The organism is Edaphobacter dinghuensis (assembly GCF_014640335.1).
In the GTDB taxonomy this organism is placed as follows: Bacteria; Acidobacteriota; Terriglobia; order Terriglobales; family Acidobacteriaceae; genus Edaphobacter; species Edaphobacter dinghuensis.
This window is the reverse complement of sequence record NZ_BMGT01000002.1, coordinates 1,335,251-1,355,991: the sequence shown is the minus strand read 5'-3', so window position 1 is coordinate 1,355,991 and position 20,741 is coordinate 1,335,251. Positions and strand designations below refer to the sequence as shown.

The 20,741-nt window shown below is 56.9% G+C and carries 19 protein-coding genes; 8 read left to right on the top strand and 11 right to left on the bottom strand.

What is annotated here, in order from left to right; all coding sequences use genetic code 11:
- The first annotated feature begins 115 nt into the window (after positions 1 to 115).
- Positions 116 to 1,780, top strand: a complete 1,665-nt coding sequence (locus IEW09_RS11355; RefSeq protein WP_188554229.1) for a ribonuclease J — start codon at positions 116 to 118, stop codon at positions 1,778 to 1,780.
- A gap of 74 nt (positions 1,781 to 1,854) precedes the next feature.
- On the opposite strand, the gene IEW09_RS11350 is transcribed toward IEW09_RS11355, so the two are convergent.
- Positions 1,855 to 2,079: a hypothetical protein gene (locus IEW09_RS11350; protein WP_188554228.1), complete on the bottom strand. Its 225-nt coding sequence runs from the start codon at positions 2,077 to 2,079 to the stop codon at positions 1,855 to 1,857.
- A 525-nt stretch (positions 2,080 to 2,604) separates the two neighbouring features.
- Entirely contained in the window at positions 2,605 to 3,267 is a 663-nt protein-coding gene (locus IEW09_RS11345) for a DUF6629 family protein (RefSeq protein WP_188554227.1), read from the bottom strand.
- A 157-nt stretch (positions 3,268 to 3,424) separates the two neighbouring features.
- On the opposite strand from IEW09_RS11345, the gene IEW09_RS11340 reads away from it, so the two are divergent.
- The 7 genes from IEW09_RS11340 to IEW09_RS11310 all read left to right on the top strand — a co-directional run bounded on the left by IEW09_RS11340 (position 3,425) and on the right by IEW09_RS11310 (position 11,716).
- Entirely contained in the window at positions 3,425 to 5,653 is a 2,229-nt protein-coding gene (locus IEW09_RS11340; RefSeq protein WP_188554226.1) for a patatin-like phospholipase family protein, read from the top strand.
- A gap of 16 nt (positions 5,654 to 5,669) precedes the next feature.
- On the top strand, positions 5,670 to 6,656 hold the full coding sequence (locus tag IEW09_RS11335) for a threonine ammonia-lyase (RefSeq protein ID WP_188554225.1): 987 nt from the start codon (positions 5,670 to 5,672) through the stop codon (positions 6,654 to 6,656).
- Between the two features lie 175 nt (positions 6,657 to 6,831).
- Positions 6,832 to 8,478 carry a sensor domain-containing diguanylate cyclase gene (locus IEW09_RS11330; protein ID WP_188554224.1) on the top strand — a complete coding sequence of 549 codons (1,647 nt, stop codon included), beginning with the start codon at positions 6,832 to 6,834 and terminating at the stop codon, positions 8,476 to 8,478.
- 80 nt (positions 8,479 to 8,558) lie between these two features.
- Positions 8,559 to 9,596, top strand: a complete 1,038-nt coding sequence (locus tag IEW09_RS11325; protein ID WP_229739249.1) for an outer membrane protein assembly factor BamD — start codon at positions 8,559 to 8,561, stop codon at positions 9,594 to 9,596.
- Positions 9,597 to 9,682: 86 nt separating this feature from the next.
- The gene (locus tag IEW09_RS11320) at positions 9,683 to 10,234 is read left to right on the top strand and encodes a DinB family protein (RefSeq protein WP_188554223.1); all 552 of its coding nucleotides are present in this window, start codon (positions 9,683 to 9,685) and stop codon (positions 10,232 to 10,234) included.
- Positions 10,235 to 10,287: 53 nt separating this feature from the next.
- On the top strand, positions 10,288 to 10,782 hold the full coding sequence (locus tag IEW09_RS11315; RefSeq protein ID WP_188554222.1) for a GNAT family N-acetyltransferase: 495 nt from the start codon (positions 10,288 to 10,290) through the stop codon (positions 10,780 to 10,782).
- Positions 10,783 to 10,825: 43 nt separating this feature from the next.
- On the top strand, positions 10,826 to 11,716 hold the full coding sequence (locus IEW09_RS11310) for an undecaprenyl-diphosphate phosphatase (RefSeq protein ID WP_188554221.1): 891 nt from the start codon (positions 10,826 to 10,828) through the stop codon (positions 11,714 to 11,716).
- Between the two features lie 98 nt (positions 11,717 to 11,814).
- Here the strand turns inward: IEW09_RS11310 and IEW09_RS11305 are convergent, their stop codons facing one another.
- The 9 genes from IEW09_RS11305 to nrdR form a co-directional block, all read right to left on the bottom strand.
- Entirely contained in the window at positions 11,815 to 12,666 is an 852-nt protein-coding gene (locus IEW09_RS11305) for a 2,3,4,5-tetrahydropyridine-2,6-dicarboxylate N-succinyltransferase (protein WP_188554220.1), read from the bottom strand.
- Between the two features lie 39 nt (positions 12,667 to 12,705).
- Positions 12,706 to 13,626, bottom strand: a complete 921-nt coding sequence (gene dapA / locus IEW09_RS11300; protein WP_188554219.1) for a 4-hydroxy-tetrahydrodipicolinate synthase — start codon at positions 13,624 to 13,626, stop codon at positions 12,706 to 12,708.
- A 56-nt stretch (positions 13,627 to 13,682) separates the two neighbouring features.
- A complete protein-coding gene (locus tag IEW09_RS11295) occupies positions 13,683 to 14,948 on the bottom strand; it encodes an aminopeptidase (protein WP_188554218.1) in 1,266 nt (421 codons plus the stop codon).
- A gap of 23 nt (positions 14,949 to 14,971) precedes the next feature.
- Positions 14,972 to 15,658: a 4-hydroxy-tetrahydrodipicolinate reductase gene (gene dapB / locus IEW09_RS11290; protein ID WP_188554217.1), complete on the bottom strand. Its 687-nt coding sequence runs from the start codon at positions 15,656 to 15,658 to the stop codon at positions 14,972 to 14,974.
- Positions 15,659 to 15,668: 10 nt separating this feature from the next.
- Entirely contained in the window at positions 15,669 to 17,072 is a 1,404-nt protein-coding gene (lysC, locus tag IEW09_RS11285) for a lysine-sensitive aspartokinase 3 (protein ID WP_188554438.1), read from the bottom strand.
- Positions 17,073 to 17,098: 26 nt separating this feature from the next.
- Complete coding sequence (gene asd, locus IEW09_RS11280) at positions 17,099 to 18,208, bottom strand: aspartate-semialdehyde dehydrogenase (protein ID WP_188554216.1); 1,110 nt, start codon at positions 18,206 to 18,208, stop codon at positions 17,099 to 17,101.
- A 112-nt stretch (positions 18,209 to 18,320) separates the two neighbouring features.
- A complete protein-coding gene (locus IEW09_RS11275) occupies positions 18,321 to 19,130 on the bottom strand; it encodes a carboxypeptidase regulatory-like domain-containing protein (protein ID WP_188554215.1) in 810 nt (269 codons plus the stop codon).
- A gap of 26 nt (positions 19,131 to 19,156) precedes the next feature.
- The gene (locus IEW09_RS11270; RefSeq protein ID WP_188554214.1) at positions 19,157 to 20,197 is read right to left on the bottom strand and encodes an isocitrate/isopropylmalate dehydrogenase family protein; all 1,041 of its coding nucleotides are present in this window, start codon (positions 20,195 to 20,197) and stop codon (positions 19,157 to 19,159) included.
- Positions 20,198 to 20,209: 12 nt separating this feature from the next.
- Positions 20,210 to 20,683, bottom strand: coding sequence for a transcriptional regulator NrdR (gene nrdR / locus IEW09_RS11265; protein ID WP_188554213.1), 474 nt, complete (start codon positions 20,681 to 20,683; stop codon positions 20,210 to 20,212).
- Positions 20,684 to 20,741 lie beyond the last annotated feature (58 nt).

Genomic DNA, 20,741 nt, shown 5'->3' with positions numbered 1-20,741 from the left:
TGACCATGTTGTACTTCGGCCTCGTATTCGCATGGGATGCGAGTCCGAAGTGCAGTTTTATACAGGGGGCGTGTAAAACGGCCGTATCGATTAGCGATGCTAAGATTGAAGGTTGATGACACTTGATAAATTGAAGATGATTCCGCTGGGGGGCCTGGGCGAGTTCGGGATGAACTGCATGGCTCTCCGTTGGCAGGATGACATTATTGTCATCGATGCCGGTCTGATGTTTCCCGAAGAAGAGTTGCTGGGTGTGGACATCGTCGTTCCGGACATCAGTTACCTGACGGAAAATCGGGATAAGGTTCGCGCCATTCTCTTGACCCACGGGCACGAAGACCACATCGGCGGCCTGCCCTGGATTCTCTCCGAATTGAATGTGCCCGTATACGGGACCGAGTTTACTCTGGCCTATGTCGAAGGCAAGCTCGAAGAGCATAACCTGCTGGACGAAGCTGATCTGATCGAGATGCTGCCGGGGCGCCGCTTCACGCTGGGGCCTTTCTCAATCATGCCCATTCGCGTGACGCACTCGTTGGTGGATTGCGTTGCGCTTGCCATTCATACGCCCGTGGGCGTCATTCTGCATACGGGCGACTTCAAGGTCGATCTCTCACCTCCTGATGGAAAGCCGTTCGATCTTCATGCCTTTGCCGAGCTGGGCAAGCAGGGAGTTCTCGCGCTTCTGCAGGACTCGACCAACGTTGACCGTCACGGATATACGCCGAGCGAGCGCGCTGTGAGGCCGAGGCTCGATGAGATCTTCGCCCAGGCAAAGAAGAAGCTGTTCTTCAGTTGCTTCTCGTCTTCGATTCACCGTATTCGGCTGGCGATGGAGCTGGCGCACCAGCATGGCCGCAAGGTGGCAATTATCGGCCGTTCGCTCGACAACTCGACCGAGATCGCTCAGGACCTTGGCTACCTCGACCTGCCGCAGGGGCTGGTAATCAATCCCGGCCATATTAAGGACCATCCAGCCGACAAGCTGTGCATCATGATCAGTGGAACACAGGGCGAGCCTATGAGCGCTCTGAGTCGGGCGGCAGTCAATAACCATAAGTTCGCGCACATCGATGCAGGCGATACCGTGCTGATGAGCTCGCGTGTCATCCCCGGCAATGAAAAGTCTATCTATCGCGTCATCGACCATCTGGAGCGTCGCGACGCCAAGGTTATTTACGATGATGGCGCTTCGGGACTGATCCACGTCAGCGGACACGGTAGCCAGGAAGAGCTGCGTCTGATGATCAACCTCGTTCGTCCGAAGTTCTTTATTCCTGTGCATGGCGACTATCGCCACCTCAAGCGACATGTGGAACTTGCTGGCTCGATGGGCGTCGTGGAGAAGACGATCCTGTTAGAAGATGGCGACGTTCTGGAGTTGGATAAGAACTCGGCCACCAAGACCGGCAAGGTAACTGTGGGTCGCGTTTGCATCGACTCTGGCGGCGCTTCGAACGATGTTGTTGGAGACCTGATTATCCGCGATCGCAAACACCTCAGCGAAGATGGAATTGTGTTGCCGATCATTGCTATCAACAAACGGACTGGGCTGCTTGAGAATGCACCCGAGATCGTAATGCGTGGCATGGCTGTGGCTGAGCAAGGATTGATCCCAGAGGCACGACAGATCGTGCAGCGCACGCTCGACAACTCCAGCCCAGAGGAGAAGGCTGACTACGGTGTGATCAAGGAAAAGATTCGCACCGACCTCAAGCGGTATATCCAGAAGAGCACCAGTCGCCGTCCTCTGATTATGCCAGTCATTCTGGAGATCTGATCTTTCGATTTGAAAGCTGCAAAAAGGCGCCCTTCGCGGGGCGCCTTTTTATTTGAGTCGAGCGGAAAGAACGGTTATTGCAACAGGTCGATGACATTGGCAATGTAATAGGTGACAGGATCGTAGACGACGACATAACCGTCGTAGTAACCCATCGCATAGCCAGGGGGTGGTGGAGGGAGGTATCCATACACATCCGGCGGCAGAGGAGCGATGTCGGGGATATAAGCGTACGGGAAGAACCCACCAATGACGAAGCGTATCCGATTGGCGCGATTAATTGCGGCAAGACGGCTCAAATAGTAGCGGTGTAGATAGGCACGATCATTGGGACGGAAGCTGTACGACGGACGCCTTGATGGGCGGTGTCCCCACTGCGGCGGTCGGCTAGGACCCGGTCGGCCGGGATTAGGACGACCAGGATTTGGCCGCCCTGGACTAGGCCGGCTGGGATTAGGCTTACCGGGATTTGGCCGAGATGGCTGGGGACGGCTTGGTTGCGGCTTGCCAGGTTGCGGACGACTCGGCTGTGGCTTCTGATTTCCACCACCAGGGTTAGGCCGACCAGGTTGGGGTCGCGCATTGCCGCCGCCTGGGCTGGGCTTCGTTTGTGGGCCACCGGGTCTGCCCTGGTTACCTCTGTTGTCGGTATTATTCTGAGGATTATTGGACCGGTCTTGCGAAGCAGCCGGATACGCTGTGGATAAGCCGAAGAAAATGATCGTGCTCAATAGGAGTGCTCGTGAATGCATGAATCCTCCAGGACTTCGGTACAGTAGGCGAGCTTAGCCCTTTCGAGTGTAGAAGGCAAAACAAAATACGGCTTACGCGGTGGCCGTATAGACCACGGGTGGCATGCGACGTCTTCGGCGGAAATGAAAGTAGATCAGAACGCTGATCACTGCAGCATAAGCACACCAGATCGAAGTAAACGCGTAACGCATCACGATCATCACTACCAGCAGCCCTGCAATATTGGCGATGCCGAGTGCGATCAGGTAGCGAAATCCTGAAAAGAGCAGAGCGCCGCAGGTTGCGATGACATAGAGCACGGCAACCACGGTCGTTGTCGTCACTGGATTGAAGTAGACGATGCTGTGACCGCGCGCGGAGACTTGCAGAGGATAGGCGGTCAATCCCCAAAGGATGTACAACGCCAGGCAGCCGCCCAGCAACACGAACCAGAGCATTCGCTTTTGCCGGTTGCGTGTCGGCTCGATGAGATACACGCTCAGGGGCAGCAGAAAGGGAAGCAAGCCCTGCGCGTACAGGACAAATGCGGCACCGGCATCGTGGGCAACATACGCGGGCAGAATATTGTCGATTCCCAGCCACACGAATCCTTCGATGAACTGATGCACGGCAAACAGCAGAGGCATGGCTGCAAACATAAATGCGCGCCGGTGCTTCACCTCGGCTAAGGTTGCGACTCCGATCGTTCCCAGGATGGCGCTCCCTGTGAAATTTGCGCTGGCTGAAAAGCACATCTGTATTACTCCTCTATGACTGATGGATCATACGTCAGGAAGGATGAGAAACAACCGGTCGCTTCTTTTGATGCAGACAAAGTGTAACTACGGTGTAATCGACGAAGGCACCTGCGAGCGTCCATCGAAGAGATGTTGCTGATAGATTTATCTGCAGATGATCTCTTTCACAAAGAGCGCTTTTTCTCGGAGCATTCTTCTTGGGTTAGGCTGTGCGACTCTTCTGTCGGGGGTATCGGCCATAGCGGCACAAAAGCCGAAGATCATTCCTCCGAAGCGACCCACTATTGGGCTGGTGCTTGAGGGTGGCGGGGCACTGGGCTTTGCGCATATCGGCGCAATCGAGTGGCTGGAGGCTCATCACATTCCGGTTGATTACGTAGCCGGAACCAGTATGGGCGGCTTGGTTGGCGGCCTGTATGCCGCGGGCAACAATCCCGATGACATCAAGTCGTTCGTGGGCCGCATTCACTGGCCCGGAGTGTTGAGCGGCCAGGTTCCGTTCCAGGCGTTGAGCTATCGCAGAAAAGAAGACAGGCTGGCATATCCCAATCGGTTAGAGCTTGGGCTGAAGCATGGAATCAGCGTACCGAGGGGTTTGAACTCTGGCGCGGCAGTGGGCCTGCTCTTTGACCGCACTCTGATGCCCTACTACGATCTGCAAAGCTTTGACGATCTTCCTATCCCCTTTCGCTGTGTCGCAACCGAGATTGTGACTGGCAAGAAGCATGTCTTCGAAGACGGCTCACTGGCACAGGCAATGCGTGCAACGATGTCGATTCCCGGCATGTTCGCTCCCGTCCAGCATGGCGACGAAATTTACTCCGATGGAGCCGCTGTCGACAATCTTCCCGTAGACGTGGCGCGTGACATGGGTGCGGACATTGTGATTGCAGTGTATTTGGATACAGGGCCGGTTAAGTCGCAGAGTCTGAGTTCTCCGCTGGCTGTGGCCGGCAGAAATGTGTCAATCATGGTGGCAGCGAATGAACAGGCCAGCATGAAGAATGCCACTGTGCTGATCAAGGCGGACGTCAGTAAGTTCAGCGCAACGGACTTTGATAAGAGCGCCGAAATTATTCCACTGGGTCAGGAGGCCGCACAGGCGCAGGCTGGGGCACTTGAAAAATATGCTCTCGACGACGCTGACTGGAATGCATATCTCGCGAACCGCAACTCACGGCGGCGTACCAAAGTGCCGGTGCCTCAGTTTGTAGACGTCTATGGGTTGAAGGGCGCAGAGCAATCTGAGGTTGCTGCGTCGTTTAAAAAATTTGTTGGCAAGCCAGTCGACACAACGGCAATTGAGCGGACTATCTCAGACCTCGAAGGTACGGGAAATTATTCGATCATCAACTACAACCTGATAGACGAGAACGGCAAGCCGGGATTGTTGATTCGGCCTCGAACGAAAGACTATGCTCCGCCATTTCTGAACCTGGGATTGACTCTTCTATCCAACGATTCAAATGATATTCAGCTTGGGTTCGGCGCAAGGGCCACATTTCTGGATATCGCCGGTCCTCGTTCAGAGCTGCGCATTGATGGAATGGTAGGGCAGGTTGCAGGCTTCGATGCGGAGCTTTACAAGCCGCTGACGCTGACCTCGCGATGGTTCGTCGCTCCGCATGCTTATGTGACGCATTCGGAGACCGGTTACTACTCAGGCAGCGATCAACTGGCACAGTTCAAGCAGCGTAGGAATGGGCTTGGTGCCGATATCGGTTATCAGTTCAATGCACGGACCGAGCTGCGCGCAGGCGAAGACTACCAGTGGTTCGGCGAGCGCCGTATTGTTGGAAATACAATAGGGCAGGAGTTCAACATTACTCCTCTGGTTACTTCGGTACGGTTTCAATATCTGGGCCAGGATGAGGTGATGCTGCCAACGAAGGGCTCGGAGGTATATTCGAACTTCAGCTATTACACTCAGAGGCCCAATTCAAATAGCGGACTCTCGCAGTTGAACATAACGACGGAGCACTTTATCCCGTCAGGAAAACGCGGCATCCTCTTCGGCACTGCCAGCGGAGGCACAAGTTTTGGCGCATCGAATCTTGGGCTTGCCGGATTTTCATTGGGCGGTCCTCTGCGCTTGACTGCCTATGATCGTGGGGAGCTGCTGAGCGACGATTATTTTCTCGGGCAGGCCGGCTATCTGGTTCGACTGTCGCATCTGAACCCTATCTTTGGCGATGCAATCTATGCAGGTGGCTTCTATGAGATCGCCAAGCTGAACGGAGCTAATGCCAACACGCCCTCCGTGCCTAACGATGGGACCGCGATTGTGGTGATGAAGACGTTGATCGGCCCTGTCTATGGAGGCGGCAGCATCGGCGGTAGCGGACACTACAAGTGGTACTTCGGGCTGGGCCGAATTTTTTGACGATTGAGGAAGGAAGATGAGCAATCTGGTGACGCTCGATGAGATTCGCGCAGCGAAGCAGAGGCTCGCCGGCGTGGCCGTGCGAACCCCACTCTACCGGTTGGAGCGTGCCCGCCTGCGGATGGCAAAGCTGCCTGAGCCGGACTTCGATATCTATATCAAGGCAGAGAGCGAGCAGCCCATCGGCAGCTTCAAGCTGCGCGGAGCGTACAACATGGTGGCGCAGTTGTCGCCAGAGGCATTGCAGCGCGGCGTCATCACCTACTCCAGCGGCAACCATGCCCAGGGCGTTGCCTATGCTGCGCGAGCACTCGGCGCAAAGGCCGTCATCGTCATGCCCGACAACACCCCGGAGATCAAGATGGCGGCGACAAAAGCGCTCGGTGCCGAGATTGTTATCGTTGGTCTAGCATCTTCCGAGCGTCAGGCCAAGGCCGAAGAGCTTGCCGCACAGTTTGGTTATGCCGTCATTCCACCTTATGACCATCCTGCAATCATTGCGGGACAGGGAACCTGTGCGATGGAGATTCTGGAGCAGCTTCCCAGTGTTGACCTCATCATTGCGCCGGTAAGCGGCGGTGGGCTGTTGAGCGGAACCGGAGCAGCCGTAAAGCTGACCATGCCGTCCGTGCAGGTCTGGGGTGCAGAGCCGGAGTTGGCGGCGGACGCAAAAGAGAGCTTCGAGGCACGGCGGTTGATCCGGTGGCCTGCGGAGAAGACGACCCGGACGATAGGCGACGGTCTCCGCACTCAGAGCCTTGGCGCGCTCAACTTCGAGCACATTCTGGCCTACGTGGATGGGATCGTCACTATAACCGAGGACGAGATTCTGTCGGCGATGCGGACGATGCTGTTGGCCACCAAGCTGGTGCCCGAGCCCAGCGGAGCCGTAGCTTTTGCCGCGGCGCTGTACCATGCTCGCAAGCTGCCGCGCGTGCGCAAGGTGGCTCTGGTGCTGAGCGGAGGAAACCTGGAGCCGGGGCTGCGAAAGACGTTGAATTGACACTCAAGGCTGCGTCGGGTGTAATCACCCCGGATTGCACTACCACTTTCGTATCAGCATGTTCAGGTAGAGTTGCGGTACGCTAAGTGAGAGTCGTACTGAAGATACGTGTCTTGGACCCCTCAAATTGACTGAACTTTCCTCCTCTCGGCACGCTCCTCTTAAACCAAGTAAGGTGATCCCTCTTCTGCTCCTGTCTGCCATTGGAGCGTTTGTTTTTACTGTCGGTGGCGGTCTAATCGTCTACTCGAATACACGGCATCTGATCGAGATTCGGAATTGGCTGGATCACTCTCAGACCGTTCTCAGCACCCTCCAGTTAGAGTCGCAACGGCTTGACCGGATCAGCTCGAGCATGCAGCTCTTCCAGGCGACCGGAGACATAAATTATCTGCGCGCTTCAGAGTCCTCCCTGGCTGCTGCCCAGAGCGGTGTCTCTACGTTGCAAAATCTCTTGCAGGACAACGCCTCGCAGCGGCGTCACGTCGATGAGCTGGAGACCTCGATTGACGATTTGGCCCGTGCGGTAGAGACTGCCCGGCAATCGAGAGCCGTTCCGGATCGGCAGCTCCAGGCCTCCCACAACGTTCTCGATGTGATTCAGCAAGAGGAGCGCGGTCTGTTAACGCAGCGCTCTAACGAGTCGCAGGACAGCAGCGTTCGAAGCCTGCTCGCTGGCGCTGGCTACCTTGGGCTTTTACTGTTGGTGCTGGTTGTCCTCTTCGGGTTTCTCATTCGCGACGCGCTGCGCCGCCGGTCATTCGAGAAGCAATTATCGGTTGCGAACGACAATCTTGAAGCCACGATTGAAGCGCTCGAACGTCGTGGAGCGGAGGCCGCTCTTCTGAAGACGACGCGCGACGAACTGCATCTGTGCGTTACGTCAGCCGAGGCCCAGGCTTGTACCTGCCGTCATCTCCAGGCGCTTGTTCCCGGGAGCAGCGGCGCAACCCTGATCATTAACAATTCGCGCAGCATGCTGGAGATCGCAGCCACATGGAATAGCCCTGCCTCGCTGGCTGATGGCTTCGCTCCCGATGCCTGCTGCGGGTTGCGGGCTGGGCATCTGCGGTGGCGTTCTCCCGGCCACTCCGCTATCAACTGCAGCCACTTCACCGGCGAGCCGCCGGAAAACTATGTCTGCATCCCCCTGACTGCGCAGGGGGAGACCCTCGGCTTTGTTTATCTCACCTTTCCCACGCAAGAGATTGCAGACCTCGCGCGCGGTCGCATCCTCCAGGTCAACGAGATGGTTGAGCTGGCAGCGATGACTATCGCCAGCCTCAACCTGCGCGCAAAGCTTGAAAATCAATCCATTCGCGATGGCCTCACGCGGCTCTTCAATCGCCACTTTATGGCAATCGCTCTCGAGCGCGAGGTGCATCGCGCTCTTCGCAGCACAACTCCTCTGGCCATTCTCATGATCGATGTGGATCACTTCAAGGCTTTCAACGACACCTTTGGCCACGAGGCAGGCGATACTGTTCTTCGGGAAGTCGCCGAATGCTTCCGCCAGTCGGTACGCAGCGAAGATGTGGTCTGCCGTTATGGTGGCGAAGAGTTCATTATTATCCTTCCAGAGACGAACGAAGAGACCGCCATTGAGCGTGCGGAGCTGATCCGTGAAGCCGTCGGTAAGCTGCGTGTACGGTCCAAGGGAGAGACTCTGCGCCAGATCTCGGTGTCTATCGGCGTCGCAATGTATCCCGCTCCCGCTCACGATGCCACGGACCTGGTCCGTCTGGCTGATCGTGCGCTATACGATGCCAAGCACGCTGGCCGCGACCGGGTCCATGTTGCCCGCGAATCCGTGAGCGCCTGAACTGCACTTTCCTTGCAACAGCCGCTATCATGGCGCATGGGCTCTCCCCATACCCTGAATGGAGCGTCTAATAATCGTCTATGCGTGCTCTATTGCTTCAGCGAACTCTTCGCCAACGATTGATCCTTCCGGTATCGACAATTCTGTTGTTTGCATCAGGAGTTGCGGCAGCGCAGAAGCCGAAGGACAAATCGGGCTATGACCGCGCCGCTCGTGCCACCGTGCTGCATCAGGCCAACGTTTATGTCACTGCCGATGCCGACGCGCAGAAGCTCTCCGTGGTGACTCCCGGACACGAGGTTGTCATCGTTCAGCGCAACGGCCCTTGGATCCAGGTCTTCGCCAACACCGACGTCGAGGATACCAACGACGAGAATAAGCCCGAGTTTACCGACGACAGCGACACCGTCACTCCGGCCTCGGGTTGGATCCGCGATAAGGGAGTAGTGACACCGTCTACTCCTGGTGGTGACGCGATCCTGTACGGCGCTGCGGCAAACTTCGAGGACGAAGCGGCGCAACCTCATGCACCGAAGGGGGCAGCGCAGGCGGCACATCTGCTCTATGAACGCGCTGCCGATTATTTTCCTCAGTCTCCCTTTGCCCCGGCAGCAGCATGGCGGGCGGCAGATATTCGCTGGCAGTTGGAGAAGGAGGACATCAGCACCCTTCCCAGTGCCAAGGAGCAGGAGGCCTATCTGCGGCCCCAGCTCTACGACGGCGAGATGAAGAAAGTGATGAAGATGTACCCCGACACGAAGTACGCCGCTCTCGCTGCCTATGATCTGCTCGACAACAAGCTCTGTGGAGACTGGCAGGGTTTGCCCAAGTGTCCTGAGATGGAGTCCGGTCTCTATGAGAAGTACGCACAACATTATCCCGATGGCCCCAAAGCAGCAGAAGCGCTCTACAACGCGACCTATCGTCAGGGTGTAGCCAGCACCATGTACACCGTGCAGGACGATCGAAAGCGCTCGCAGGAGGCCGGACAACGGGCTATCGCATTAGCGCAGGAGCTCAAAGAAAAGTATCCGCAATCGGATTACGCCGCGCGCGCTGCCGCTATCGCCTACAAAGTGCAGCAACAGATACCTATCTTCGGCGACGACCGCGATTAAGCACCACCATCTTTTGAAAGCTCGTGGTTCTAGTCATTTCGCTCTATCGCTTGAGTTCAAAGCGCGATCCATGTATCTATGGAGCCATGGAGACACAGAACCGACACAACCTGCCTGAGATCATCGCAATCCTTACGCGCACGCCCAGCGCGCTCGATGCACTGTTGCGTGGCCTGCCCGATATTTGGGTATGCCGCAACGAAGGAGAGGGAACCTGGAGCGCATTCGATATTGTGGGCCATCTGGCCTTCGCCGAGCGCACCGACTGGATGCCCAGGGTACGTATGACGCTTGAGAGCAGCGAGGCCCGGTCATTCGAACCCTTTGATCGCTTTGCTCAGCTAAAGGCGAGTCAGGATAGATCGTTCGAGCAGTTGCTTGATGACTTTGCCCATCTGCGGAAGGAAAACCTGGCCGCGCTTGATGCTCTTAATCTGCAGCCTGAAGACCTCGCTCGCAAAGGAAGACATCCTGCCTTTGGTTCGGTCACGCTATCGGAACTCTTATCGACGTGGGCTGTTCACGATCTTACTCACCTGCACCAGCTCTCCCGTGTGATGGCTCATCAATACCGCGACACGGTTGGCCCATGGAGCGCGTACCTAGGAGTTTTGCAGTGCCACGGCCACAGTTCTTAGCCCGGCAGGCCAGAATTCCACTGGCAGTTGTTCAATTGTGCGAGCATGGAGGCATGAGCGATTCTTTGGCTGGCCATCCTAAGGTCACTTCTCATGCTCCTACTTTCACTGTGCGCCCAATGCTGCTCGAAGACGCCAAAGAGATATCAGTGCTTAGCGCCCAACTCGGCTATCAGGCATCTTCGGAAGCGATCGCGCAGCGCATCGTACAAATGTCCTCCCATACCGGTAGCCATGCGGCCTTTGTCACCTGCATGCAAAGCATGCAAGCCGATGAAGTCATAGGCTGGATCGAAGTCACCATCATGCATGAGCTGCAGTCGCCATCCTTCGCGCTCATCACCGGACTTGTCGTCAACGATGCTTATCGCAGCCAGGGAATCGGCAAGCGGCTGTGTGCCGAAGTCGAGGCATGGAGCAGGGAACAGGGTGTCGCAAAGATTCGCGTTACCTCCCGCATTGCCCGCGAGGATGCGCACCGATTCTATCTCCGCGAAGGTTTCGAGCGTATTAAAACCTGGGCAGTGTTCGAGAAGATGCTCTCGTAAGTACCGGCTGCTATATCTTCGAGACGCCATTTAGGATGGGACTATGCCAATTTTTCAAGTGATCATTCTTGCCATCGTGCAGGGTCTCGCCGAGCTTCTGCCCGTCTCCAGCTCCGCCCACGTCGTCGTTGCGGAGAAGCTGCTGGGTCTCGACCCCTCCTCGCCGCCCATGACGCTGCTGCTGGTCATGCTGCACACCGGCACCATGTTCGCCGTTATCGTCTACTTCTGGAGCCAGTGGAAGCGGACCTACTTCTCCAGCTCCGATGCCTTTAAGCGTTTTGCCATCCGAGCCATCTGGGCTTCTATCCTGACCGCGATCATTGGCTACCCCATCATCAAGGTCATCGAGAAGACCGCCTTTGCCGGAGCGAGCAAGGGTGAGATCGAATCCCTCTTTGGGCGGCTCGATCTTGTAGCCCCCGCACTCGCCGCGGCAGGTATCCTTATCCTGATCGCCGGTCTGATTGAAAGCCGCCGTATGGGCGCACATGAGCAGGTCTACGGAGACAGTGTCACCATGCGTCAGGCTGGTTGGATCGGCGCGATTCAGGGACTTTGCCTGCCCTTCCGCGGATTCTCGCGCTCTGGTGCGACGATCTCAACTGGTATGTTGACCGGGGCCAGCAAGGACCGAGCCGAGCGCTTCAGCTTTGCCCTCGCTGTTATCCTTACTCCCGCCGCCATCGGCAAAGAAGCCATGCGGTTGTTGAAGGCGACGCACGAAGCCGCCGCCAGCGGCACGCCCATTGACCTGCACAGCAGCGTGATGGCGAGCCTGCTGGGGATGGTCTTTGCCTTCTTGGCCGGTCTGGTCGCCTTGAAATGGCTCAGCAGTTGGCTGGAACAGGGCCGATGGTATCTCTTTGGGATCTATTGCCTGGTAGCGTCAGCCGTAGTCTTTTATCTCCACTACGGGCCGCGTCATCTGTAGGAGTTACGCCTACCTTCCGATAAGCGAGCAAACTAAGAAGCCTATCCTTCAGCGAAGGATAGGCTTCTTTTCATCTGACCGAAACACGCTATGCAAAGCTACCGCAGGACATCCTCCAAGACCAGTGAAAGCTCTGTCTTTTCATCGCGATACTTGACGATGACCGGAGCCGAAATACTCAATCCCCACTCCTGCCCCTTGCCCTTATTCACAGCGCGTGAGCCCGGAACCACCACGGCGCCCTCAGGAATTACCAGCGGCATCTCGGCGGTCGCCTTGTAGATCTCTCCCCGCACCAGATCGTAGACCGGAGTTCCCCGGGTCAACACCGTGCCAGCCGCCAGAACCGCGCGTTTCCGCACAACGGTGCCCTCATAGACTCCGGTATTTCCACCTACCAGCACGTCATCCTCAATAATGACGGGGCTAGCGTTCACTGGCTCCAGCACTCCGCCGATCTGCGCCGCGGCGCTCAGATGCACCATCTTTCCGATCTGGGCGCAGCTTCCCACCAGGGCATGAGAATCCACCATCGTTCCCTCATCCACATACGCACCCACATTGACGTAGGCCGGAGGCATTACTACAACCCCTTTAGAGACATAGGCTCCTGCTCTTACGCTGGATCCCCCCGGAACCACGCGCACCCCATCTTCCACGGCAAAACGTCGCGCCGGATAGGTCGCTTTGTCCACAAAAGAAAGTCCCTCGGTCGACCCCATCTGTGCCAATGCTCCCAGCCGGAACCCAAGCAGAATTCCTCTCTTGATCCAGGCATTAACGCGCCACTTAAGCGCGGAGTCATCCGGCTCTGCCGAGCGTAGCTCGCCGGTCTCCAGCCCCTGCCTCAACTCAAGAAAGGCTGTCTCGGCCTCTTTGTTTCCTATCGCAGCCGCACCCTGCGCAAACCAATGCTCAATCCGCTCCTGCAACGTTCCGTCCAGACTCACTTGTCACCTTTTTCTTAAAATGTTGATTGATAGGAAGCTTTAGAACATCCGGAGGTCTTCGCCGGTTCCCGGAACGCCGACCAACAGGCCAAGTTCTCCCACCATGCACTCTAGCTTGCGCCTCGTAGCCGCCGAAACTGGCACCATAGGCAGCCGCAGAACGTCCTCGCATTTCCCGAGCATGGAGAGCACAGCCTTGATGGGCGCAGGGTTAGGCTCCCAGAAATGCGCCTGCATCAGCCGATAAAAGTGCCGGTTGATGCGTCTTGCACTCATCCAATCGTTCTCCATGGCTGCGCCAACCATCCGCGACATCTGCCCTGGAATGGCATTCGAGGCTACCGAGATCAGGCCGCTTCCGCCCAGAGAAATTACGGGCAGCGCTACACCGTCGTCTCCGGCAAACACCTTGAAATTTCGCGGAGCTGTAGTCAGCAACTCGGTGATCTGTGCGAGGTTCCCGCTAGACTCCTTGATTCCGATGACGTTCGGCAGCTCTGCCAGCCGCAACACGGTGGTAGGCTCCAGGTTCGCGCCCGTTCGCCCTGGAATGTTGTAGAGCAGGACCGGCAGGTCCACTGCCTCCGCGACTGCCTTGAAGTGCTGATATTGGCCCTCTTGTCCTGGGCGATTGTAATAAGGGTTTGCCGTCAGAATTCCGGTAAGGCCGTGAATCTGTGCCAGCTTCCGTGCCTTGGACACGGCTTCGTGCGTGGCGTTATGCGTGCATCCGGCAAATACCGGAACGCGCCCTGCCGCGGCCGCAACCACCACCTCGACAGCACGAAGCCACTCGGCTTCCGTCAGTGTCGAAGCCTCGCCGGTGGTGCCACAGGGAACCAGAAAATCAATTCCGTGCTCGATTTGCCAGTTCACCAGCGCATGAAGCGCAGGCTCATCTACACCGCCATCCTTGCGAAAAGGAGTGACCAGCGCCGTTCCACATCCCATCAGTTCCATAGTGGTTGCAGTTTACCTTGTCTTTGCTTGTAGCTGCTGTTGTGAATGGGTCTCAACTACACCCACTCGCCCTTACGCATCAACGGTTCAGCCGTTCCATCCGTAGCGATACCGTCCACATCCATCGCGCCGGAACCTATCATCCAGTCGACGTGGATCAGGCTGGCGTTCGCACCACGCTTGGCCAACTCTTCCGCGCTCATTTTCTCGCCACCAATCAGGCAGGTCGAGTAGGCTTGCCCCAGCGCAATGTGGCTGGCAGCATTTTCATCGAACAGGGTGTTCCAGAAGAGCACACCGCTCTGTGCAATGGGTGAAGAATGAGGCACCAGTGCGACCTCTCCGAGCCGTCGAGCGCCGTCGTCCGTGCTGATCAGCCGGTTGAGCACGTCTTCGCCAGCCGTCGCGGTAGCTTCAACGATCTTTCCACCCTCAAACCGCACGGCGATATTTTCAATCAGGGTTCCTTGGTGAGAGAGCGGCTTCGACGCTTTCACCGTGCCGTCAACGCGATCCTTGTGTGGAGTCGTGAAGCACTCTTCGGTGGGGATGTTGGGTTGGCAGTAGACGCCGTTCCCAGCGGTCGTTCCGCCACCGGCCCAGAGATGATCGTCGGCAAGACCTACTGTCAGGTCGGTCCCGGGCCCTTTGAAGTGAAGGGCAGAGAAGCGTTTTGCGTTCAGCAGATCGACGCGCTTTTTCAGACGTTCACCATGCTGCTGCCACTCGACGACCGGGTCGTCCGCATCGATGCGCGAGGAGACGAAGATCGCATCCCACAGCTTGGCTACTGCAATGTCTTCAGGATCGTTGGGAAATACCAGCTTCGCCCATGCAGGGGTCGCATAGGCAACGATCGTCCAGTTGATCTCATGGCGTGTAATCAGCTCCATTGCGGGCTTGCCAGCCTTGGAAGCTGCGACGTTAGCTCGTGCTACCTTTGCGGGGTCTTCCTTCGCCAGCAGCGCAGGATTGGCGCCCGCAATCGCGAGCCGCGCGGCTCCGCTTCGGAATCCCTCGGCGATTCCATCCTGCAGCCATTTTGGAGCGTAGTCAAAGCTGGCGTCCGGAGCATAGGCAAAACGGGCCAGCGTAGACGGATCATCAGCGTAGAACGTCGTCACCAGCAACGCACCAGCTTTGTAGGCGTGCTCCGTAATTAGTCGCACCAACGGAAGCGCCTCCATCGGAGCGGACATGATCAGCTCCTGGCCCGCACGCAGTCCAAGACCGACCTTCACGGCTACCTCAGCCAATCGATCGAGCTTGTCCTCGAAGGCCAGATCGGTAAACTTTGTTGTTACTGCTCCCATCGTGCTCATGGCAATCCCCGTTTGCTGCAAACCTAAATCTGCGTATAAATATTTTGAAAGTCGTAGCAGCCTTTGCGGGAGGCCAGCCACTCCGCCGCGCGCACTGCGCCTTCAGCAAACCCACGCCGCGAGAACGACTCATGCGTCAGCGTAAGCCTGTCAGCATCGCTCTCTGCCACAAGAATATGGGTGCCAGGAGCATCGCCCTCACGCTTCGATTCGATAGGCACTCTCTGATAGCCGGACGCCGTTTCGACAGCCGTAGCCAGCGTAATCGCGGTTCCGCTGGGCGAGTCCAGCTTTGTAACGTGGTGGGTCTCTTCAATCGAAAACCGGTAGCCTGCATTCTTCAGCGAATCGCCCAGCTTTGCCGCCAGTTGAAACAACACCTGAACGCCGATAGAAAAGTTTGTTCCGTAGAGCAGGCCAGCCTGTTTGCGTTCGGCCAAAGATTTCATGTCGGGCAGCTTGTCATACCAGCCAGTGGTACCGACGACCATCTTCGCTCCCGTCGCCAAGCACGCGCGCATGTTCTGAATTACAGCCTCGGGTGCTGTGAAGTCGATAACGACATCGAACCCCGCGACAAACGGTGGAGTCAACGCGGACGCGTTCGCATTTTCCTTGGCATCCAGGACATGGACACCATGACCGCGTTCCGCCGCGATGGCGGCTACCAGCTTGCCTGTCTTCCCTTGTCCTAAGACCAATATCCGCATGTGTTCCTCTCTATGCTTTAACTGCAACTGGAACACGAGCCGCTACATCAAACACGGTCTCGTCGGGATCTACGAAGAAGTGCTTGTGCAGGCTGCGCACGGCCTCTTCGACATCTTCCTCGTCGATCATGAAGCTCATGTTGATCTCGCTTGCGCCCTGAGAGATCATCCGCACATTGATATGGCTGACTGCGCTGAAGACCTGACCGGCGATGCCGTTGTGGCCGCGAATATCCTCGCCAACGAGGCACACCAGAGCCTTACGGCCTTCATACTTCACGTCGGCGATCTTGCCCAGCTCTTCGCAGATCTCCGGCAGCTTCTCGTTCGAGTCCACCGTCAGCGAGATGCTCACTTCGCTGGTCGAAACCATGTCGATGGCGCACTTGTACTTGTCGAAGACGTCGAAGACGGCCTTGAGATATCCATGCGACATCAGCATGCGGCTGGCAACGACGTCGATGATGGTAAGTCGCTTCTTCGCCGCAATACTCTTGAAGGGACTGGCGCATCTGGGAGCCAGCGCCGTGATCTTGGTGCCTTCGTTCTCCGCATTGCGCGAGTTCAGTACCCAGACAGGAATGCTCTTTTGGACCGCAGGGAGGATCGTGGCCGGATGCAACACCTTTGCACCGAAGTATGCCAGTTCTGCTGCTTCCTCGAAGCTGATCGTCTTGACTCGCAGCGCATCCGGACAGATTCGAGGATCGGTGGTCATGATGCCATTGACGTCCGTCCAGATCTCGATGGCTCCTGCGTGCATTCCGCCGCCAACCAGAGCAGCGGTGTAGTCGCTGCCGCCGCGTCCCAGAGTGGTTGTAATGCCCTCTGCGGTCGCTCCGATAAAGCCGCCCATGACTGGCGTCTGTCCCGCTTGAATCAATGGCAGAACCAGTTCCGCGAGCTTCGCTTCAATTGCAGCTTCCTGCGGGACAGCTTTGCCATAGTTGCCATCGGTCACGATGCACGTGCGAGCGTCAACGTGTGCGCCCTGAAGGCCACGCTGCTCGAAGGCTGCGGCGACCATGCGGCTCGACAGCCGCTCGCCAAAGCTCACTACAAGGTCATTCGTACGTGCTGTCAATTCGCCGACCGCAGCGATACCGCGCAGAAGATCGTCCAGCGCATCGAACTCATGATTGATCGCCGGTTGCAGATGGACAAAGCGTTCGCCGTCCAAGAGTTCAGCTGCCGTATCGATATGCCGATGCCGCAGCCTTGCGCTGATGGCCAACGCGCCAGCTTTATCGTCGCGTCCCGCTGCGGCAGCCGCAGCCAGCAATTGATCGGTGACCTTTGCCATCGCCGAGACGACGACGACCGCTTCCAGATTACGATCCCGGCGTCCACGGACGATTGCCGCCGTCCGCTCGATCGCTTTTGCATCTTCGACCGATGTTCCGCCAAACTTCATTACGACTAACTGTTCGCGTACTGTGCTCAAGCCATCACCGCCACAGCAGGCGATACAGCCACGCTTAACTTGTCCAACTTGCCCAGCAACGCAAGAACCTCTGCGTTCAGCACAGCCGCTCCTGCGGCTCCGCGGATCGTATTGTGCGAGAGCACAACGAACTTCCAGTCCAGCAAGCTACACTCGCGCAGACGGCCGACAGTTGCGGTCATGCCGTTGCCGCGCATCCGGTCCAGCCGGGGTTGCGGTCGATCTGCTGCAGCGTCGTACTCCACCGGCTGAGAGGGTGCGGTCGGCAGATGTTGCCCTTCCAGCGGAAGGAACTCGCTCCACGCAGCCAGAATCTCTTCTCGCGTGGCCTTCTTGCGCAGCTTGATGCTGACGCACTCCGTATGGCCATCCTCAACTGCAACACGGTTGCAGTGGGCGCTTACCTTAGCGTCCAGCATCTCGACTTTTTTGCCGCTCAGCGTGCCAAGCAGCTTGCCGACCTCTTCCTGCATCTTCTCTTCTTCGTTTTTAATAAACGGCACTACGTTGCCCAGGATGTCCAGCGAAGGAACACCGGGATACCCCGCGCCGCTCACTGCCTGCATCGTTGTCACGAAGACGCTCTCGACTCCGAACCGCTCTTCCAGTGGCTTCAGTGCCATTACCAGGCCAATGGTGCTGCAATTCGGGTTGGTCACAATGTAACCGCCCTTGCCGCCGTTTTCTTTGCGCGAGCTCTGGACTTCGATCAGGAAGAGGTGATCTGCATTGACCTCGGGAACGACAAGAGGAACATCCGGCGTCATGCGGAACGCACTGGAGTTTGAGATAACGGCACAGCCCACGGCGGCGAATTTCGGCTCCAGTTCACGGGCGATGTCCGCGTCGAGAGCGGCGAAGATAATCTTCGGCAGTTCTCCAACCGTGCCTTCGGGCACATTCGGCTGCATCGTCATGGCAGCAATATGCTTGGGCAGTGGGGTGTCCAGCTTCCAACGGCAGGCTTCGCCGTACGTTTTGCCCGCGCTGCGATCGCTCGCCGCCAGCCACGCAATCTCAAACCACGGATGATTGCTCAATAATTGAATAAATCGCTGCCCGACCATACCGGTCGCGCCCAAAATTCCGACCTTGCGCCGTTCCATATATTCAAGAATAACGCGGCGTGGCCATTACCGTCACCGGACATTGGCTGTTCACTACCCTTTAAGCGCATTTCGGGAGAATCAGGCTGAGAGACAGGTCAATCACCCTGTTCTATTTCTTGATGGAATAGGTAAAATTTGCTGCTTCCGTTGCATGGGGCTTAACCGTGACGGTCATGGTTTGCTCCCCCATCTTCTCGTGCACCGCCGCAATCGTATAGGTGCCGGCCGGCAAACCTTTGATCTCAAAGTGGCCATTCCCGTCGGTTATAGCGAAAAATGGCGTGGCGGAGACATTGATAAATGCATTCATCCAGGGATGGTTATTGCAGCGAACCGGCATCATAATCTCAGGCTCGGAGAAGCTCTTCACCTCGGGCGTCCCCTTCGGTCCCTGAGAGATGTCGATCTCTTTATTTGTTCCCGCTGCGGGGATGGTGTGAATGTTATGCATCGTTCCATCGGAGTTACGGAACTCAACCGATCCTCCTCGCATAACAGCGATCACATGAGGAACGTACTTGCATCCAACCTGATCCAGAACAACGGGAGCTACAGAGGTAGCAGGAGCAGACATCGCTGCCGCGGGGCCGCTCTTGATGTAGATATAGACATTGGCCAGCTTGCCGTCATGAACGACATACTGCTCCGCGAAGTTGTCGCCGCCCATCATGGAGCACACCGGGTCCTGACTCATGTCGATGCGGATACGTTCCGGAGCCTTGCCCCCAAAACTTACTGTTCCGCTTACCGCCCCCAGCGTTGCAGGATCAAGCGGAGCGGCTGGTTGAGAAGGAGTTGCATTTGTCTGAGCGGTCTCAGAACTCGTTTGAGCTGGTGTCTTCGGCTTGCAGCCTGCGAGCCCAACTACCATGCCACCTATTACCATGCCAGCTGCCAGCCAACCCAACATCTGCTTCATGCCAATCCCGCTCCTGTGATCACTTTTTACGCCGATACTGTCTGCGGCATCTCCATCGCCTGTAATACTGCATCCGCAAACGCCTTAGTGCCGCTTGTTCCGCCGACATCCTTCGTCAGCGTCTTGCCTTCTCGATAGACCTGCTCGAGCGCCGTCTGGATACGGTTCGCCGTTGCGCTTTCATCAATGTGATGCAGCATCAGCACCGCGCTTTGCAGCAGAGCAGTTGGGTTTGCCATATCCTTCCCGGCTATGTCAGGGGCCGAGCCGTGTACCGCCTCAAAGATGGCGCACTCTTTGCCCAGATTCGCTCCGGGTACAAGGCCCAGCCCACCGACGAACGCGCTGCACAGATCACTCAAGATATCGCCGTACAGGTTTTCTGTCAGCAGAATGTCGTATTGGTAGGGGTTCATCACCAACTGCATGCAGGTATTGTCCACAATGTGTTCCGCGTAAGCTACCTCGGGAAACTCCTCGGCAACCTTGCGCGCGCAGCGCAGAAAAAGTCCGTCGGAGAGCTTCATGATGTTGGCTTTATGAATTGCGTGGACCTTCTTGCGGTTGTGCTTGCGGGCGTAGTCGAATGCAAACTGGGAGATTCGCGTAGAGCCCTTTTCAGTGATGATCTTCAGAGCCTGCACCACCCCGGGAACAACCTCGTGCTCCAGACCGGCGTACAGATCTTCCATGTTCTCGCGCACGATGATCAGGTCGATGTCGGGATAGCGAGTCTTCAGTCCGGGCAGGCTCTTGACGGGCCGGAAGTTGGCAAACAGCTCAAACTTCTTCCGCAGCGTCACGTTGATCGAAGCAAAGCCGCCGCCGATCGGCGTCGTCACTGGTCCCTTCAATGCGACACGGTTTTCTTCGATGGAGTCGTAGAGTGCCTTCGGAATGTACTCGCGGGTTGTCTCGAACGCCTCGGCTCCTGCCGCATAGCGATGCCACTCAAAGCCGATGCCTGTAGCGGCCCCTGCTGCCTCGACGATCTTTACCACTGCGCCTGAGACCTCCGGGCCTATGCCATCGCCCGGGATCAACGTAATCTTGTGAGTCTTTGCCATGCGTCCTTCTTGTTATCGTCGCTTCTTCTGATCTTTGCCGTTCAACAGCTCTTCCAGCTCTGCCTTGAACTCGCGCACGTCTTTAAAGTCCCGATAGACACTGGCAAAGCGGATGTAAGCCACCGTGTCAATGTCTTTCAACCGCGACATGATCAGTTCGCCTACCTCGCTGGTCGAGCGTTCACGCTCCGGCGAGTCGACCACATAGGCTTCTGTTTCATCCACAATCTGCTCAAGCTTTATAGCCGAGACCGGGCGCTTCTCACAGGCATGGAGCAGACCGCTTAATACCTTCTGCCGGTCGAATTTCTCGCGGCGGCCATCCTTTTTGACGACCATGTAGGGAATTTCATCGATGCGCTCGTAGGTAGTAAACCGCTTGTGGCAACCTTCACACTCGCGTCGGCGACGGATGGAGTCCGCATCTTTACTCTCTCGTGAATCAACAACTCGATCCTGGGCAAAACCACAGTAGGGGCACTTCATCGGAATAATTCGATTCTAGCAGCGGAATCCACTACTGTATGGCTGTTGCTGATTACGC

Coding starts and splice junctions, on each gene's coding strand:
- asd (WP_188554216.1), bottom strand. CDS start 18,208: ATGGAACGGCGCAAGGTCGGAATTTTGGGCGCGACCGGTATGGTCGGG.
- IEW09_RS11275 (WP_188554215.1), bottom strand. CDS start 19,130: ATGAAGCAGATGTTGGGTTGGCTGGCAGCTGGCATGGTAATAGGTGGC.
- IEW09_RS11295 (WP_188554218.1), bottom strand. CDS start 14,948: ATGAGCACGATGGGAGCAGTAACAACAAAGTTTACCGATCTGGCCTTC.
- IEW09_RS11355 (WP_188554229.1), top strand. CDS start 116: ATGACACTTGATAAATTGAAGATGATTCCGCTGGGGGGCCTGGGCGAG.
- nrdR (WP_188554213.1), bottom strand. CDS start 20,683: ATGAAGTGCCCCTACTGTGGTTTTGCCCAGGATCGAGTTGTTGATTCA.
- IEW09_RS11310 (WP_188554221.1), top strand. CDS start 10,826: ATGCCAATTTTTCAAGTGATCATTCTTGCCATCGTGCAGGGTCTCGCC.
- lysC (WP_188554438.1), bottom strand. CDS start 17,072: ATGAAGTTTGGCGGAACATCGGTCGAAGATGCAAAAGCGATCGAGCGG.
- IEW09_RS11335 (WP_188554225.1), top strand. CDS start 5,670: ATGAGCAATCTGGTGACGCTCGATGAGATTCGCGCAGCGAAGCAGAGG.
- dapA (WP_188554219.1), bottom strand. CDS start 13,626: ATGGAACTGATGGGATGTGGAACGGCGCTGGTCACTCCTTTTCGCAAG.
- dapB (WP_188554217.1), bottom strand. CDS start 15,658: ATGCGGATATTGGTCTTAGGACAAGGGAAGACAGGCAAGCTGGTAGCC.
- IEW09_RS11325 (WP_229739249.1), top strand. CDS start 8,559: ATGCGTGCTCTATTGCTTCAGCGAACTCTTCGCCAACGATTGATCCTT.
- IEW09_RS11340 (WP_188554226.1), top strand. CDS start 3,425: ATGATCTCTTTCACAAAGAGCGCTTTTTCTCGGAGCATTCTTCTTGGG.
- IEW09_RS11315 (WP_188554222.1), top strand. CDS start 10,288: ATGAGCGATTCTTTGGCTGGCCATCCTAAGGTCACTTCTCATGCTCCT.
- IEW09_RS11345 (WP_188554227.1), bottom strand. CDS start 3,267: ATGTGCTTTTCAGCCAGCGCAAATTTCACAGGGAGCGCCATCCTGGGA.
- IEW09_RS11270 (WP_188554214.1), bottom strand. CDS start 20,197: ATGGCAAAGACTCACAAGATTACGTTGATCCCGGGCGATGGCATAGGC.
- IEW09_RS11320 (WP_188554223.1), top strand. CDS start 9,683: ATGGAGACACAGAACCGACACAACCTGCCTGAGATCATCGCAATCCTT.